18 protein-coding genes and 1 pseudogene are annotated in these 14,020 nt (G+C 70.4%); 9 read left to right on the plus strand and 10 right to left on the minus strand.

What is annotated here, in order from left to right; all coding sequences use genetic code 11:
• Positions 1–89 precede the first annotated feature (89 nt).
• A complete protein-coding gene (locus tag ACWGIU_RS12005) occupies positions 90–1,040 on the minus strand; it encodes a GlxA family transcriptional regulator (protein WP_453704844.1) in 951 nt (316 codons plus the stop codon).
• A 109-nt stretch (positions 1,041–1,149) separates the two neighbouring features.
• On the opposite strand from ACWGIU_RS12005, the gene ACWGIU_RS12010 reads away from it, so the two are divergent.
• Positions 1,150–2,208 carry a saccharopine dehydrogenase family protein gene (locus ACWGIU_RS12010; protein WP_453704846.1) on the plus strand — a complete coding sequence of 353 codons (1,059 nt, stop codon included), beginning with the start codon at positions 1,150–1,152 and terminating at the stop codon, positions 2,206–2,208.
• Positions 2,209–2,318: 110 nt separating this feature from the next.
• Entirely contained in the window at positions 2,319–3,317 is a 999-nt protein-coding gene (gene hemB / locus ACWGIU_RS12015; RefSeq protein WP_453704848.1) for a porphobilinogen synthase, read from the plus strand.
• A gap of 6 nt (positions 3,318–3,323) precedes the next feature.
• On the opposite strand, the gene ACWGIU_RS12020 is transcribed toward hemB, so the two are convergent.
• A complete protein-coding gene (locus ACWGIU_RS12020) occupies positions 3,324–3,668 on the minus strand; it encodes a hypothetical protein (protein ID WP_453704850.1) in 345 nt (114 codons plus the stop codon).
• Positions 3,669–3,775: 107 nt separating this feature from the next.
• Between ACWGIU_RS12020 and ACWGIU_RS12025 the strand changes: the two genes are divergently transcribed.
• From ACWGIU_RS12025 to ACWGIU_RS12045, 5 genes are all read left to right on the plus strand, one after another.
• Entirely contained in the window at positions 3,776–4,492 is a 717-nt protein-coding gene (locus ACWGIU_RS12025) for an RNase A-like domain-containing protein (protein WP_453704852.1), read from the plus strand.
• Between the two features lie 16 nt (positions 4,493–4,508).
• Positions 4,509–5,099, plus strand: a complete 591-nt coding sequence (locus ACWGIU_RS12030; RefSeq protein ID WP_453704854.1) for a hypothetical protein — start codon at positions 4,509–4,511, stop codon at positions 5,097–5,099.
• Between the two features lie 26 nt (positions 5,100–5,125).
• Positions 5,126–5,257, plus strand: coding sequence for a hypothetical protein (locus tag ACWGIU_RS12035; protein ID WP_453704856.1), 132 nt, complete (start codon positions 5,126–5,128; stop codon positions 5,255–5,257).
• A gap of 12 nt (positions 5,258–5,269) precedes the next feature.
• Positions 5,270–5,926: a contact-dependent growth inhibition system immunity protein gene (locus tag ACWGIU_RS12040; RefSeq protein WP_453704858.1), complete on the plus strand. Its 657-nt coding sequence runs from the start codon at positions 5,270–5,272 to the stop codon at positions 5,924–5,926.
• Between the two features lie 112 nt (positions 5,927–6,038).
• Positions 6,039–6,311: a DUF1876 domain-containing protein gene (locus tag ACWGIU_RS12045; RefSeq protein WP_453704859.1), complete on the plus strand. Its 273-nt coding sequence runs from the start codon at positions 6,039–6,041 to the stop codon at positions 6,309–6,311.
• Between the two features lie 44 nt (positions 6,312–6,355).
• Here ACWGIU_RS12045 and ACWGIU_RS12050 read toward each other — a convergent pair whose 3' ends face one another.
• Complete coding sequence (locus ACWGIU_RS12050) at positions 6,356–7,111, minus strand: ABC transporter permease (protein ID WP_453704861.1); 756 nt, start codon at positions 7,109–7,111, stop codon at positions 6,356–6,358.
• A complete protein-coding gene (locus tag ACWGIU_RS12055; RefSeq protein ID WP_453704863.1) occupies positions 7,108–8,043 on the minus strand; it encodes an ATP-binding cassette domain-containing protein in 936 nt (311 codons plus the stop codon). Before ACWGIU_RS12055 ends, ACWGIU_RS12050 begins: the two co-directional genes overlap by 4 nt.
• Before the next feature lie 101 nt (positions 8,044–8,144).
• Between ACWGIU_RS12055 and ACWGIU_RS12060 the strand changes: the two genes are divergently transcribed.
• Complete coding sequence (locus ACWGIU_RS12060) at positions 8,145–8,945, plus strand: TetR/AcrR family transcriptional regulator (RefSeq protein ID WP_453704865.1); 801 nt, start codon at positions 8,145–8,147, stop codon at positions 8,943–8,945.
• 75 nt (positions 8,946–9,020) lie between these two features.
• On the opposite strand, the gene ACWGIU_RS12065 is transcribed toward ACWGIU_RS12060, so the two are convergent.
• Genes ACWGIU_RS12065 through ACWGIU_RS12080 form a run of 4 tightly spaced genes read right to left on the minus strand, consistent with a single transcriptional unit; the run spans position 9,021 to position 12,052 of the window.
• A complete protein-coding gene (locus ACWGIU_RS12065; protein ID WP_453704873.1) occupies positions 9,021–9,791 on the minus strand; it encodes an alpha-ketoglutarate-dependent dioxygenase AlkB in 771 nt (256 codons plus the stop codon).
• Positions 9,775–10,989 (minus strand): hypothetical protein, encoded by a 1,215-nt coding sequence (locus ACWGIU_RS12070; protein ID WP_453704867.1) that lies wholly within the window; start codon positions 10,987–10,989, stop codon positions 9,775–9,777. The genes ACWGIU_RS12065 and ACWGIU_RS12070 overlap by 17 nt, the downstream gene beginning before the upstream one ends.
• On the minus strand, positions 10,986–11,231 hold the full coding sequence (locus ACWGIU_RS12075) for a DUF397 domain-containing protein (RefSeq protein ID WP_453704869.1): 246 nt from the start codon (positions 11,229–11,231) through the stop codon (positions 10,986–10,988). Before ACWGIU_RS12075 ends, ACWGIU_RS12070 begins: the two co-directional genes overlap by 4 nt.
• Positions 11,228–12,052 (minus strand): helix-turn-helix domain-containing protein, encoded by an 825-nt coding sequence (locus tag ACWGIU_RS12080; RefSeq protein ID WP_453704871.1) that lies wholly within the window; start codon positions 12,050–12,052, stop codon positions 11,228–11,230. The genes ACWGIU_RS12075 and ACWGIU_RS12080 overlap by 4 nt, the downstream gene beginning before the upstream one ends.
• 224 nt (positions 12,053–12,276) lie before the next feature.
• Between ACWGIU_RS12080 and ACWGIU_RS12085 the strand changes: the two genes are divergently transcribed.
• On the plus strand, positions 12,277–12,603 hold the full coding sequence (locus tag ACWGIU_RS12085) for an ATP-binding protein (protein ID WP_453704875.1): 327 nt from the start codon (positions 12,277–12,279) through the stop codon (positions 12,601–12,603).
• Here the strand turns inward: ACWGIU_RS12085 and ACWGIU_RS12090 are convergent.
• Positions 12,582–12,965 (minus strand): annotated as a pseudogene (locus tag ACWGIU_RS12090) (DUF3995 domain-containing protein); the annotation flags it as partial. The gene ACWGIU_RS12085 and the pseudogene ACWGIU_RS12090 sit on opposite strands and share 22 nt — an antisense overlap.
• Positions 12,966–13,047: 82 nt before the next feature.
• Entirely contained in the window at positions 13,048–13,845 is a 798-nt protein-coding gene (locus ACWGIU_RS12095; protein WP_453704877.1) for a VOC family protein, read from the minus strand.
• Between the last annotated feature and the right edge of the window lie 175 nt (positions 13,846–14,020).

The raw sequence follows: 14,020 nt of genomic DNA on the forward strand, positions 1-14,020 counted from the left end.
TGCCGCGCCCGGGCCCCTTCGTTCGTCCCGCCGCCCCGCAGTACGGCCGGCGGGCCGGCGGGCCCGGTTCCTGGGCGGCGTCCGGCCGGTCAGCTGGGGTTCGCGCTGCGGAACGCGCGCCGGTAGCTGTCGGGCGGGACGCCGACGACCCGCTTGAACTGGCGCCGCAGCGTCGTCGCCGTACCCATGCCGGTGGCGACGGCGACCGCCTCGACGGTCTCGTCGGTGGCCTCCAGCAGCTCCTGCGCCCGCCGGACCCGCTGGGTCAGCAGCCATTGCAGCGGGGTCCGGCCGGTGACCGCCCGGAACTGCCGTCCCAGGTGGCGCGGGCTCGTACCGGCCCTGCGCGCCATGTCGGTGACGGTCAGCGGCCGGTCGAGGCGCTGCTGGGCCCAGGCGAGCAGCCCGGCGAGCTGGTGGTCGCCGCCCGTGACCTGGACCGGGGTGGCCACGAACTGGGCCTGGCCGCCGGGCCGGTGCGGGGCCATGACGAGGCGGCGGGCGATGGAGTTGGCGACGGCGGCGCCGTGGTCGAGGTGGATCAGGTGCAGGCACAGGTCCACGGCGGCGGCCTTGCCCGCGGCCGTGAGCACGCTGCCGTTGTCCGTGTAGAGCACGTCCGGGTCGACCTCGGCCAGAGGATGGCGTGTGCTCAGCTCCGCGGCGTGCGCCCAGTGGGTGGTGGCCCGCCGCCCGTCCAGCAGGCCCGCGGCGCCGAGCACGAAGGCCCCGGTGCACAGGGAGGCGACCCGGGCCCCCGCGGCGTGGGCCTCGCGTACGGCGTCGACCAGCTCGGGAGGCGGCGGCTCGTCCACGTCGGCGCACGCGGGCACGATCACGGTGTCGGCCCGGACCAGGCGGTCCAGGCCGTGGTCGGGCTCGACGGTGAACGGGCCGACGCGCAGCGGGCCCGGGCCGCAGAGCAGTACGTCGTACCAGCCCTGCGGGGCGTCGAGCGGGGGATTGCCGAAGATCTCGTAGGCCACCGCCAGCTCGAAGTGCAGCAGGTGACCGGCGGCCGCCAGGGCGACTGTGGGCATGTCCGAAAGTGTACGGGTGATGTCGTTCCGGACCATCACGGTCGGGCCCCGCCGTCCTTGAGACTTGGGGTTCATCGAGACGACGGGCACGGCGCGAGCGGGGAGAGCCATGAGCACGGTGGGCACGGACGGCAAGGCGCGTACGACGGGCGCGGTGGTGGTCTACGGGGCGACGGGACACACCGGTCGTTTCATCGTCGCCGAGCTCCGCAGGCGCGGCATCGCCACCGTCATCTCCGGCCGCGACGAAGCCCGGTTGGAGGCGCTGGCGGCCGGGGACGCGGACGTACTCGTGCGCCCGGCCACCGTGGACGACCCGGCCTCCCTGGACCGTGCCCTCGCCGGAGCGGCGGCCGTCATCAACGCTGCGGGACCGTTCGCGGTGACGGGCGGCCCGGTCGTCGAGGCGGCTCTGCGCGCGGGAATCCCGTACGTCGACGTCGCGGCGGAGATCGAGGCGAACGCGGCCATGTTCGCCGACCACGCGGAGACGGCCCGCAAGGCGGAGGTGCCCGTGGTGCCGGCCATGGCCTTCTACGGGGGCCTGGGCGACCTGCTGGTCGGCGCGGCCATGGGCGAGTGGACCGCGGCGGACGAGGTGCATGTCGCGTACGGGCTGAGCAGCTGGCAGCCCACGGCGGGCACCAGAGAGGCGGGCGCGGTGTCCCACGAACGCCGCGCGGGCCGCCGGGTGCGGTTCACGGACGGGACCCTGCAGTACCACGACGACCAGCTGGCGGAGCAGGAATGGGTCTTCCCCGAGCCGCTCGGCCGGCGGACCGTGATCGCGGAGTTCACCATGGCCGATGTCGTCACCGTGCCCAGCCACGTGGCCGTGCCCGAGGTGCGCACCTACATGGCGGTGGAAGCCGCGCGGGACCTGGCCGGGGCGGACACGCCGGCGCCGGAGGCCGTCGACGACCTCGGCCGGTCGGACCAGACCTTCGTCGTCGACGTCGTCGTCCGGGCCGGCGGCGTCGAACGCCGCGCCACGGCCCACGGCCAGGACATCTACGCGGTCACCGCGCCCCTGGCGGTGGAGGCCGTCGAGCGCCTCCTGTCCGGGCGCACCCGGACGACGGGCGTGGCCTCGGCCGCGGCGATGTTCGACGCGCCGGACTTCCTGCGGGCGCTGGCCCCGTACCTGTCGGTGGAGCTCTCGCACTGACCGGTCGCACGGACCGGACAGCGGTCCGCGGACGGGTGGGGCCCGGGAGCGGGGGGCCCGGGCTCTACCCTTGTCCGGACTGCTGTCGATGCTCGAAGAGGCGACTGAAGATGAGCGCGTACGGATCCTTCCCCGGCTCGCGGCCCCGCCGGCTGCGCACCACCCCGGCGATGCGGCGGATGGTCGCGGAGAACCGGCTGCACCCCTCGGACCTGATCCTCCCGGCGTTCGTCCGGGAGGGCATCAGCGAGCCCCTGGCGATCTCCGCGATGCCGGGCGTCGTGCAGCACACCCGGGACACGCTGCGGAAGGCCGCCGTCGAGGCGGTCGAGGCGGGGGTCGCCGGGATCATGCTGTTCGGTGTTCCGGCCGACGAGAACAAGGACGCGCTGGGCACGGCGGGCACCGAGCCGGACGGCATCCTGCAGGTCGCGATCCGCGACGTGAAGGCCGAGGTCGGGGACGACCTGGTGATCATGTCGGACCTGTGCCTGGACGAGTACACCGACCACGGCCACTGCGGCGTGCTGGACGAGCACGGGCGCGTCGACAACGACGCGACGCTGGAGCGCTACGCCGAGATGGCGCAGGTCCAGGCGGACGCGGGCGTCCACGTGGTCGGGCCGAGCGGGATGATGGACGGGCAGGTCGGCGTCATCCGTGACGCGCTGGACGAGACCGGGCACGAGGACGTCTCGATCCTCGCGTACACGGCGAAGTACACCTCCGCCTTCTACGGTCCCTTCCGCGAGGCCGTCGCCTCCTCGCTGCAGGGCGACCGCAAGACGTACCAGCAGGACCCGGCGAACGCCCGGGAGTCCCTGCGGGAGCTCGCCCTCGACCTGGAGGAGGGTGCGGACATGGTGATGGTCAAGCCGGCCGGCCTCTACCTCGACATCCTCTACCGGGTGGCGCAGGCGGTGGACGTCCCGGTGGCGGCGTACCAGATCAGCGGCGAGTTCGCGATGATCGAGGCGGCGGCGGAGAAGGGCTGGATCGAGCGCGACCGCGCCATCCTGGAGACCCTGCTGGGCATCAAGCGGGCCGGCGCCGACACGATCCTCACCTACTGGGCGACCGAGGTCGCGGGCTGGCTGCGCAACGCCTGACCCGCCCTACGGCCAGTCGACGAGGCCGTTGAAGACGACGAAGTCGAGGACGACCGCCGCCGGGGCGGCCACCGCGAACCAGACCCTGGCGGCGGCGTGGCGCCGCTGCCGGGGCAGGGCCCATGCGGCGAGCAACAGGACCAGGACCACGGCCAGGCCGGACGCGAACACGGGGAAGGCGATGCCGTAGGAGGCGTCGAACCGGTCGCTCGCCGCGTCCCCGCAGGAGTCGCACGCCATCGGGGACAACCCGACGAAGAAGAACGCGACCGCGGCCATCGGCAGCGTCAGCAGGGTGGAGACGAGCGGCGCGACGAAGGCGCGGGGCCGGCGGGCGGTGTTCGAGGTCATGGATCCAGTGAACTCCCTGCGAGGACATGGAACATGAGTGCGCATACGCAGGTGACCCTGGTGGTCCACCTGCGAAACTCTTAGGCGTACGTACGTATGTCACCAGTGTGGCCAGCGGGGTTGGCGGGGCCACCGGGCTCCTGCTGAAGTTCGACGTCAACGGCCTCACCACGCGCATGGAAGCGCTCAAGGACGTCTTGGACGAAGCGCACATGAGCGCCCCGAAGTACGAGGCCGGCGTCGCCCGCACCCACGGTTTCGGCGCCCGGGCCCTGGAAGACTTCAAGAGCACCTCGCAGACCTGGCTGAAGATCGACTCGGCCACCGGTAAGCACACGCTGGACCTGGCGGCCAATGAGTACATGGCCGACGGCCACACACTGGACAAGCACGTGGCCAAGACGGACGAGCAGCTGGCGCAGCGCCTGCGCGACCAGCAGCAGAGCGGCCCGACCGCCGCCTGGCCGCAGGGCAAGCCGAAGCCGAGCGGCTCGTCGGCCTTCCCGAACTACCAGCGGGCGCAGGAACTCACCGAATACAACCTCAACTACAACGCTGCGGCGATCGAGGCCTGGATCAAGGGGCCCCCGCCGCCGGAGGAGGGCAAAGTGCAGCCCTTCCTGGCGCCGGCGCCCAATGGTGAGGTCAGCGGCCGCAGTGTGAGCAAGCAGCCGACCGACCCGAACGATCCGCTGTCCGGATTCAAGCAGGGCGGCATCAAAGCCGAGGCGCAGGATGTGAAGGGCATCGACACGAGGATCAAGTACGACAGCAGCCGCAACCCTCCGTTCACCGTCATGACGTCCATGCCCAGCGCTTTGTGAGAAAGGCTCTTCGACGATGTCCCTTGACCAGGAGTGCTGGGAATCTGCGGTACTGCACCTGTACGACGACGGGTTCGCGTTCATCGCCACCGGTCCGCGCGAGCACGAGGACTGGCGGGCCGACGTGCTCGCCGTCATGGGGCGCGCCGTCCCCGACCCGCGCGGCTGGGCCGGGCTCGACGACACCGCGAACGAGCGTTCTTCGGAACACCCCGCCGTCCCGTTCTGCCGCCCGTCCTTCAGGGACGACCCGTCCCGCCCGCTCACCCCGGCCGACATCGGGGAACGGTTGCACCAGATCAACCGTGCGAGTGCCGAGAACCTCCTCCTCGCGCTCACCGACGGCGGCTGCACCCTGCGGAACCTCGAAAGGTTCACCGAGAGTTTCGCCGAGCTGCAGAGCATGGCCCGCGCCCTCCTCGCCCGCTACGGGGACACGTTCACCTGCTACACCAACGTCACCGTCGGCGCGCGCAAGGACGACACGCTGGACTTCGGGGCGTCCCACTGGGGCTACACCCCGATGACCCTCTACGGGGAGGACGCCGGCCTGGTCATCGTCTCCGACACCGAGGTCGGGCTGTTCTGGGCATTCGACGACATCTGAGCCCTGGGAGGACCAATCCATGCCGGGTGCAGCTGGAGGCGATGCTGCTCGCCGGCCAGGGGCCCGTCGACGTCCGTGCCGCCCGCGTCGTCCTGCGCCGTGAGCCCGCCAGCCCGTACGGATTCGTCGTCCTGACGACCGTCCCGTTCTACCCGTAGAGGCGACCGACCGTGTCCATGAAGCCCCTCGAACACGACCGGCGCCACGGCGAGCTCGATCAGGTGCTGCGCGCCTACCTCGGCCAGCCGGCCGACGACACGGCGGAGCGGCGCAGCCGTGCGCTGGACGCCTACCTGCGCCACACCTGGCACACCCGCCCCTGGGCCATCGCGGAGGCGGAGCGCCAGCTGCGCGAGTACAGCCGCAACCCCTCGGGGCGCCTGCGGATCGACCTCGACGAGTTCTACGCCGTCCCCGACGTCGGGATTCCCCAGTCCGCCATCGGTGGCTGGCTCCTCGTGCTCGCCGACCACCTCAAGCAGAGCATCGAGGACGGCGAGGTGCCGCCGCCGGCGACCCCGCAGACCCACTGGGAGTGGCACGCACGGTTCCCCGAGACCGGGCAGCTGCTGAGCGGCTGGTTCTCGCAGGACATCGTCGACGAGTTCCCCGACCACGAGGCCGCGGTCGCGGACTACGCCGCCACCACCGACCGGCAGATCGTCGCCCGCCTCGTCGGCGAGCTCCACGAGCTGCTCGCCCTCCCGCTGGACGAAGGCGACTACGCCTTGGCCGCCGCAGAGCTCGGCATGGAGGTCAACCCGCCCGAGCCGTTCTCGTACGGAGCGTGGTTCCAGTCGGTGGCGGCGACCCTGACCGGGGGCTGACCGCTGCCCGACGCGGCCTGTCGGTCGGGAGCCGATGGGTCCCGGCTCGCGCCGCCCCTGCCGCGGGCGCACCCTGGAGGGAAGGGTGACGACCCCTTGGAGGTGATGCACCATGGGCACGCTCGTCGGGTGGCATGTGGAGCTCGAATTCACCGAGGAGGGCCCCCGCACGAGTGCGGCGGCCCTGGTCAGGCTCGGGGACGGCTCCGAGATCAGGGCGCGGGGCTATGCCTTGCGTCATCCGTCCGACCCGGAGCAGCTGAGGGTCGGGGAAGAGATCGCTGGCGCTCGTGCGCTCATGGATCTCGCGTCGCAGATGCTGCAGAAGGCCCACGCTGAGATCGATGAGGCGACGGGCCGTCATTCCTACCCGCTCAACAGCTGAGCGGCAGGCTCGCAGACCCGTTGATGGGCTCCGACGGAAGCCCGTCAGCGGGTCCTGCCGCGGAACAGGACCGCCGCCAGGGTCACGGCCGCGGCCGTGATGCCCGCGCACCAGGTCAGGGCGATCCAGGGGGCGTCGCCCGCGGGCTGCGCCAGGAGCAGTGCACGCAGGGACTCGATCACCGGGGTCAGCGGCTGGTGGTCGGCGAAGCCGTGGAGCCAGCCGGGCATGGTGTCGATGGGGACGAAGGCGCTGGACGGGTACGGCAGGAACATCATCAGGAAGGTGAAGCCGCCCGCCGCCTCCGGCGTCCTCGCGAGCAGCCCGAGCGCGGCGGCCAGCCATGAGATCGCCGTGATGTACGTCAGCAGCAGCCCGGCGGCGGCGAGGAAGGCGGCCGGGCCCGCCTGGGGCCGGAAGCCGATCGCGAGGGCGACGGCGAGGACCAGGGTGGTGGAGATCAGGTTGCGCACCACCGAGGCAGCGACGTGTCCGGCGAGGACCGGGATGCCGCCGATGTCGAGGGAGCGGAAGCGGTCGATGACGCCGTTCGTCATGTCCTCGGTGACGCTGACGGCGGTGGAGGCCGCGCCGAAGCCCGCGCAGAGCAGCATCGCGCCCGGCACCACGTATGTCACGTACGCCGTTCCGGTGTCGATGGCCCCGCCGAAGAAGTAGACGAAGATCAGCATCAGCATGACGGGCAGCATCAGGGCGGCGATCAGCGCGTCGGGCCTGCGGCTGCTGATGCGCAGGCTGCGGCCGGCCAGGGCGAGGGCGCTCACGGGCACGGAGGTCATCGGTCGGCTCCCGTCAGGGCGAGAAAGACGTCGTCGAGGGTGGCGCTGCGCAGGGTGAAGCGGTCGATGTCGGTGCGATCCGGGTCGAGTTCGTCGAGCAGGGTCCGAACGTGCGTGGCCGTGCCGTCGGTGGTCAGGCCGAGGGTGAGCTCTTCCGGAGCGCGGTGCACCGCGCGCGCGGCGAGGGCCTCGTAGGCGGCCCGGGTGGTGAGGGTGAGGTCCAGCCGGTGGCCCGCCACCCGGGACTTGAGTTCGGCCGGGGTGCCCTCGGCGGCGATGCGGCCGTCGGCGAGGACGGCGACGCGGTCGGCGAGCTGGTCGGCCTCCTCCAGGTACTGGGTGGTGAGCAGCACGGTGGTGCCGTCGGCGCGCAGTTCCCGTACGAGGTCCCACAGGTCCTGGCGGCTGCGCGGGTCGAGCCCGGTGGTCGGCTCGTCGAGGAAGATCACCTCCGGCCGGGAAACCAGACTCGCCGCGAGGTCGAGGCGGCGGCGCATGCCGCCCGAGTACGTCTTCGCGGTGCGTCCGGCCGCTTCGGCGAGGCCGAACCGGGCGAGGAGCTCGTCGGCGCGGGTGCGGGCGGCGCGCGGGGACAGCCCGGCTAGGCGGCCCATCATGCGGAGGGTCTCGGTGCCGGTCTGGAGCTCGTCGACGGCGGCGAACTGACCGGTGAGCGCGATGAGTTCGCGCACCCGGGAGCGCTCGGTGACGGAGTCGTGCCCGGCGACGCGGACGGTGCCGGAGTCGGCGGCGGTGAGGGTGGCCAGGATCCGGACGGTGGTGGTCTTGCCGGCGCCGTTGGGACCGAGGAGGGCGAGGACGCTGCCGCGCGGGACGGCGAGGTCGATGCCGTCGAGGACGCGGAGGTCGCCGTAGGACTTGGTCAGGCCGGTGGCGTGGATGCCGAGGCTGCCGGGGGCGTGCGTGGTCATGAGGGATGGAGCTCCCTTCGCCGGTTCTGCGTATGCCTTACGCTCTTCTGTGTAAGTAATACACAGAACTAGGATGGGGGTCAATCGAGGAGTGGGCGGTCATGGCGGACGAGGACAGCGGGACCGGACTCCCGGCGAGCCTGGAAATGGCCTGGGGTCTGCGCGAACGCCCCGGCAAGGGGCCGCGCCCCACCCTCACACTGCCGAAGATCGTGGAGGCGGCCGTCGCGCTCGCCGCTTCGGAGGGCGCGGACGCCGTCTCCATGGGCCGCGTGGCCAAGGAGCTCGGCGTCTCGACGATGTCCCTCTACCGGTACGTCGCCGCCAAGGAGGAGCTGTACGTCCTCATGTCGGATGCGGGGGTCGGCACGCCGCCTCCGTTGCCGCCGGAGGCGGAAGGGTGGGGCTGGCGGGAGCTGTTGAGCGACTGGGCGTACGCGCAGCGGGCCGTGCTGATGGCCAACTCCTGGATCCTGCGCATCCCGATCACCGCCGCCCCGGTCAGCCCCAACCAGCTCGCCTGGATGGAACGCGGGCTCGCGTCCATGGCCGGCACGTGCCTGAAGGAGAGCGAGAAGCTCTCGACGATCATCCTGATCGGCGGGCTGGTCCGCAACGAGGCCACGATGGCGGCCGACATGATGGACGCCATCATCAAGTCCGGGGTCGCCCCTGAGCAGGCGCTCGGCCAGTACGTCCGCACGCTGGGCCTGCTGACCGGCCCGGACAGCCACCCGGCCGTGACGCGGCTGCTGGACTCCGACGCGTTCAGTGGCTCCGGCGAGCCGGACTTCCAGTTCCGCTTCGGCCTGAACCGCATCCTGGACGGGCTGGCTGCGCTGGTGGCCGGCCGGGCGGGGACGGCTTCGGCCGGCGGGAACCACTCAAGCGATGGTCCGTGACGGTCCGGGGGTGGGCACGCGAGACCCGGCCGGCGGCCCACGGGCCACGCGGCCTCGGCCGTCATCGCCCTGAATTCACACGGGCGGCAGCAGATCGCTCTCGCTGACGGTGTATGTCAGCGGGGGGTAGACGAAGTCCGTTTCCTCGTTCTCGCGGCGCCGTAGCCGGTAGAACTCGCGCCTCTGCTCGTCGTCGGCCGATGTGAGGCGCGCGCCTTGCGGCAGGTACGCATGTCCGTCGCGAAACCGGATGAAGGTCTTCGACGTCCGAAACGTCATGCCCAGCCATTGGTTGTCCGCCGTCGGGACGGGCATGTCCAGCACGATCTTGTGCTTGAACCGCCGATTTGCGTCGATGGAGAACGCGACCACACTGTTGTGGGTGAGAGGGATCGCGAATGTCTCGGCACCGGGCCTCTTCGATTCGAATATCAGCTTTCGTGGCGGGCCCGCGTCGGGATGCCGGTAACAGGAGAAGACGGCGATGAAGGACTCGTCGGCCAGATCCACGGCCTGGTCGGAATGACTGCCCATGGTTCTGTAAGCATGCGTGTAGCTCTCGATGAGAGCGTTGTTGAAGCCGACCGGGATCGCCGCGTGTTCTTGAATCTGTTGCGCCAGCCGTTCGTGCACCGCGTGGAAACGCTGTGCCGGGCTGCTGTATTGAGTGGTGGTGCGTACGAGGGGCACACCCTCCGCCTCATCGATCCTGGTGAGCACGGCCCCTTGTCGGCCCTTTCCCACGTCTTCGAGACGAGCCGACGTGGACAGCACCGCGAAGAGATCCTGCGCGGCCGGCAAAGAGTACGAGGTGATCTCATCCGAGATCCTAGACTCCGGGGGCAACATAGTCTCCCGTGTTCATGCTGAACGGGAATTCGTCGCCGTAGTCGATGAAGGACGAGGTCCTGTTCTCCTCGGCGTACAGCCTGCGCAGCTCGTCCATGCCCTCGGAGGTGGGCGGCCCCAGCTTCACCAGATCCCCGGCCGTTTTGAGGAATGTATGGCCGTCCTTGTGAACGGCTTCGGCGCTCGAACAGCGCACCACGTAACCCAGGCGGGTCGGGAGCGTCTCGGCGTCCAACACCGAAGGCCTGATTTCGTGCGTGTACAGGCGGTTGGTGGACAGCGGCATGAAGAACACGGAGCCGGGGTAGAGGGTCAGGGTGAATTGCGGGGGCAGTCCGACCCCGTCGCATTCCTCGTTCGGCTCCTTGAGGCGAAAGTGGAGTCTGGTCAGCCCGCTGGCACGCTTCACACCGTAGTCGAAGGCGTCTTCGGCCAGGGGCTGCAGCTTTTCGAGCCCGTCATAGAAGGTACAGAAGGCCATGATGCCGTTGACGGGCATGTCTTTGGTCTTGTCGGCATGGGCCGATATCTTGGCCTTGGACTGCTTGCGCTCGGCCGTGGCAAAGGTGTTGTGGTAGATCTGTGCGAGAACATGATTCAGGGGTGCCTGGTCCCGGAAGACGGTGGCGGCCTCGCGATTCAGAGCCTCGACGATACGGGTGTCGGTCGCGCGAAATCCCTCGGTCGGCCCCGAGAGATTCGTGGAGCACCGGAGCAGGCGGAAATGCAGTTCGTCACCGTTTTGCTCGACGGGCGTCAGATAGATTCCGCTGCGACGGGCCGTTCCCGGCTTGGTGGACTCCGTCAGGGACTGGAAGGAGTGCTCCGCACGGATCCGTCCGAAGTGATCGGCGTCGAGGTCGAAGAAGCGGCGGTAGTACACGCCGGCTCCGTGTACCCGGAGGGGAACGCGGCCGGCATCGACGAGGGTCCAAGGCGCGTCGGCGTCCTCGTGGTAGCCGTGCGACAGCTCGCGGATGACGAACACCCGCTCCGCCGACTCCAGTTGAGGGCGACTGATCCCGGATGCGTCGCCACACAGGTAGACGGTCTTCTGTGCGAGGTCGAGCGAACCGGAAGCAAGGTCCTCCGGTGTGATCGTCGACCCGAAGAAGTCCCTGATCAAGTCGTTGTCCCGCACCGTCGACGACGCGACCAACAGGTTGCTCGCATCATCGATGCAGGCTTCCGTCATCGGGCCAGCCAGCCGGTCAGCGCCGCCCAGCTCGCCGGCGCGAGGTCCAGGACGGGGCCGTCCTGGACCTTCGAGTCCCGGACGTGGACCGTGCCCCTGCCGGGGGCCACCGCGACGCAGGCGTCGCCGTCGCCGCCGCTGTACGAGGACTTGCGCCAGGCCACGGCAACTTCCAGGCAGGCGCCGCCTTCATCGCCGCTGTAGCTGGACTTGAACCACTTCAGTGCAGTCGTGGCGCTCATGTCTCTCCTAGCAGGCGGTCCAACAGGCCCCGTGTCTGCTCCGTGTTGAGGGCCTGAGTCCGCAGCATTGCATACTTGCGCGCAAGGATGCTGACCTCATCGGGGTCCGAGATGAGCTGGCTGCCACGCTGGGTTTCGGTGTACCCGAGGTGTTGATGGTTCGGGGTTTCCAGGAGGATGAACGGGCCGTTGAGGCCAGCGTGGGAGGTACGCCCCAGCGGCATCACTTGGAGGCTTACGTCCGGTAGGTCGGCGCAGGCGCGGAGATGGCGCAGCTGCTCCGTGTACACCTCGTCCCCGCCGAGCCGGTCGCGGAGCACGGCCTCCCAGATCACGAAACTCAGGGTCGGCGGCGTGCTGCGGCGCAGAATCCCCTGGCGTGCCATGCGGCGGGCGGTCAGCGCCTCGATCTCTGCCTCAGGGTGGGCCGGGACGCGACACCTGAAGACGGCCCGTGCGTAGTTCTCCGTCTGGAGCAGACCTGGCACCACCTGGTTGTCGAACCAGGAAAGCGCGATCGCAGCGGCTTCCAGGTCCATGTACTCCTCGGCCCACGGGGGAGTCGCGTCGATGGTCGGCATCCCGTGGGCCGCCACGGTCAGCAGGCCCGGCAGGATCAAGTGCAAGTCCATCAGCTCGGCGACGTTCGGCATCAGCGCGCGGCGGCCCTGCTCGATGGAGGCGATGGTCTCCGCGTCCAGCCGGACCAGCTCTCCGAGCTGCTTCTGGGTCAGATTCTTGGCGATGCGGGCGGCGGCCACCATCGCACCGACCATCTTCATGGTCGTCGCGTTCGGCCGGACTCGTTTCCTCGGTGGCATGACAGCGAACTCCCCACCCACGCAAGTGGAATACCCCGTGCGGACCCGTACTCATCGATGAGTACGGGTCGGCGCTCAGCCACACGCTAGTCACGAAACGCGACGATCGTGCCGTGAATCCAACTATTCAGGCGGCGCTCGTGCGTGAGCGTCTCTACCTGCGCTCACCCCGATCCGTCGCAGCTGCGCGGCAGTTCACACGTGACACCTTGCTGGCGTGGGGAGTGAACGAACGCCTCGACGACATGTTGCTCTGCGTGAGCGAGTTGGCGACCAACGCCCTGCGCTACGGGGTCCCGCCCGGACGCGGTTACCTGCTGCGGCTGTTCGGCTTCGAGGACGCGACCGTCCGGGTCGAGGTGCACGACAGCGGGCCCGGGTTCTCCCGGATCACCGGGCGGCCGCACGGTCACGGCCTGACCCTCGTGGCCGCGCTGTCCGACGACTGGGGCGTGCTGGCCCGGACGCCCGGGAAGGTCGTCTGGAGCGAGTTCCGCTGCGCGACCACGTGGGCCGCAGCAGCGGCGGCGGTGAGGCAGACCGGGGTGTAGAGCGCCAGGTTGAGTACGTAGAAGGCACTGTCCGGCGGGCTGTCGAGGAGGCCGGCCGCCCAGCACAGGCCCGCGAGACCCCGTACGGTCAGGCCGGCCGCGACCGCGGCGGTGACGGCGCGGGTCGCCCGGCCGCCCCGGCCTCGGGTGTGGGCGAGTACGGCGGTGGCTCCTGTCAGCAGTACGGCGGCCAGGGGGAGCACCGTGGCCGGGCCGAAGGAGGTGTCCAGGCCGAGGACGGCCAGGGACAGGGCCCGTTCGTCGGTGGAGGGCCAGGTCGCGCCGGTGGCCCAGTACAGGTGGACCAGTCCGTCGGCCGCCAGCAGTCCGGCCACAGCCGTACCCGCGTGCTTGTTCCTCATGTGAGCCCCCTTCGTGGTGGACGAACCGTCACCGGGAAGGAGGGGGCGCACAGGACGGACATTCCCTGTGCGCCCGGTCACATCAGCCGACCTGCTCCGGGGCGGTCGCCGTGATCACCGAGAAGGTGCCGCCCTGGGGGTCCGCGAGGACGGCCATCCGGCCCGCCACCATGTCGAACGCCGGGGCCATGACGCTTCCCCCGGCCCGTTCGGCGGCGGCCTGGATCTCGTCGACGCTGTCCACATGGAAGTACGGCATCCAGTGCGGCGGCACTCCCGCCGGCAGCTTGGCGAGGTCCATCATTCCGCCGACCGCACGGCCGTCGACCTGGAACTCGGTGTAGTCGCCGGCGTCCGGCATCTCGGACCGGGCCGTGGTGACGGGCAGGATGGCGGTGTAGAAGGCGGCCGCGGCGGGGACGTCGGGAGTGTTGAGCTCGTTCCAGATGAGGGCGCCGTGCTCGTTCACGATGCCGGCGCCGTCGAAGGTGCCGGCCTCCCACAGGCCGACGGCGGCGCCGGTGGGGTCGACGATCACGGCCATCCGGCCGAGGTCCATGACGTCCATCGCGCCCATCATCACCGAGCCGTGTGCGTCGGTGACCGACTTGAGGGTGGAGTCGAGGGAGTCGGTGGCCAGGTACGTGGTCCACGCGGTCGGCGGCATCGGGTCCGGGACGGTGCCGTCCGGGTTGCTCGCCTTCATGATGCCGGCGACCGGCCGGCCCTTGAGGGTGCAGACGGAATAGCCGCCCTGTTCGGCCGGGCCGACCTCGCCCTGCCAGCCGAAGAGGTCGCAGTAGAAGTCGAGGGCCGCCTGCTGGTCGGGGACCATCAGGTCGATCCAGCAGGGAGTGCCGGGCTTGTAGGGGCCGTTCATGTCGGGCACGGGTGCCTCCGGTGGCGGATGGGGGAAGGACGGGCCGTCCCCTACCCGGCCCGTACGGCCCGAATCGGGCCGTACGGATGAAACCGGGTGGCGCGTCAGTTGGTGCGGCGGCGGCGTCCGGTGCCCGCGACCAGGGCGGCGCCCATGGCGAGGGCCACGCCCGCGC

Source organism: Streptomyces sp. NPDC054840, from assembly GCF_053611065.1.

Coding starts and splice junctions, on each gene's coding strand:
- ACWGIU_RS12005 (WP_453704844.1), bottom strand. CDS start 1,040: ATGCCCACAGTCGCCCTGGCGGCCGCCGGTCACCTGCTGCACTTCGAG.
- ACWGIU_RS12010 (WP_453704846.1), top strand. CDS start 1,150: ATGAGCACGGTGGGCACGGACGGCAAGGCGCGTACGACGGGCGCGGTG.
- hemB (WP_453704848.1), top strand. CDS start 2,319: ATGAGCGCGTACGGATCCTTCCCCGGCTCGCGGCCCCGCCGGCTGCGC.
- ACWGIU_RS12020 (WP_453704850.1), bottom strand. CDS start 3,668: ATGACCTCGAACACCGCCCGCCGGCCCCGCGCCTTCGTCGCGCCGCTC.
- ACWGIU_RS12030 (WP_453704854.1), top strand. CDS start 4,509: ATGTCCCTTGACCAGGAGTGCTGGGAATCTGCGGTACTGCACCTGTAC.
- ACWGIU_RS12045 (WP_453704859.1), top strand. CDS start 6,039: ATGGGCACGCTCGTCGGGTGGCATGTGGAGCTCGAATTCACCGAGGAG.
- ACWGIU_RS12050 (WP_453704861.1), bottom strand. CDS start 7,111: ATGACCTCCGTGCCCGTGAGCGCCCTCGCCCTGGCCGGCCGCAGCCTG.
- ACWGIU_RS12055 (WP_453704863.1), bottom strand. CDS start 8,043: ATGACCACGCACGCCCCCGGCAGCCTCGGCATCCACGCCACCGGCCTG.
- ACWGIU_RS12060 (WP_453704865.1), top strand. CDS start 8,145: ATGGCGGACGAGGACAGCGGGACCGGACTCCCGGCGAGCCTGGAAATG.
- ACWGIU_RS12070 (WP_453704867.1), bottom strand. CDS start 10,989: ATGACGGAAGCCTGCATCGATGATGCGAGCAACCTGTTGGTCGCGTCG.
- ACWGIU_RS12075 (WP_453704869.1), bottom strand. CDS start 11,231: ATGAGCGCCACGACTGCACTGAAGTGGTTCAAGTCCAGCTACAGCGGC.
- ACWGIU_RS12080 (WP_453704871.1), bottom strand. CDS start 12,052: ATGCCACCGAGGAAACGAGTCCGGCCGAACGCGACGACCATGAAGATG.
- ACWGIU_RS12095 (WP_453704877.1), bottom strand. CDS start 13,845: ATGAACGGCCCCTACAAGCCCGGCACTCCCTGCTGGATCGACCTGATG.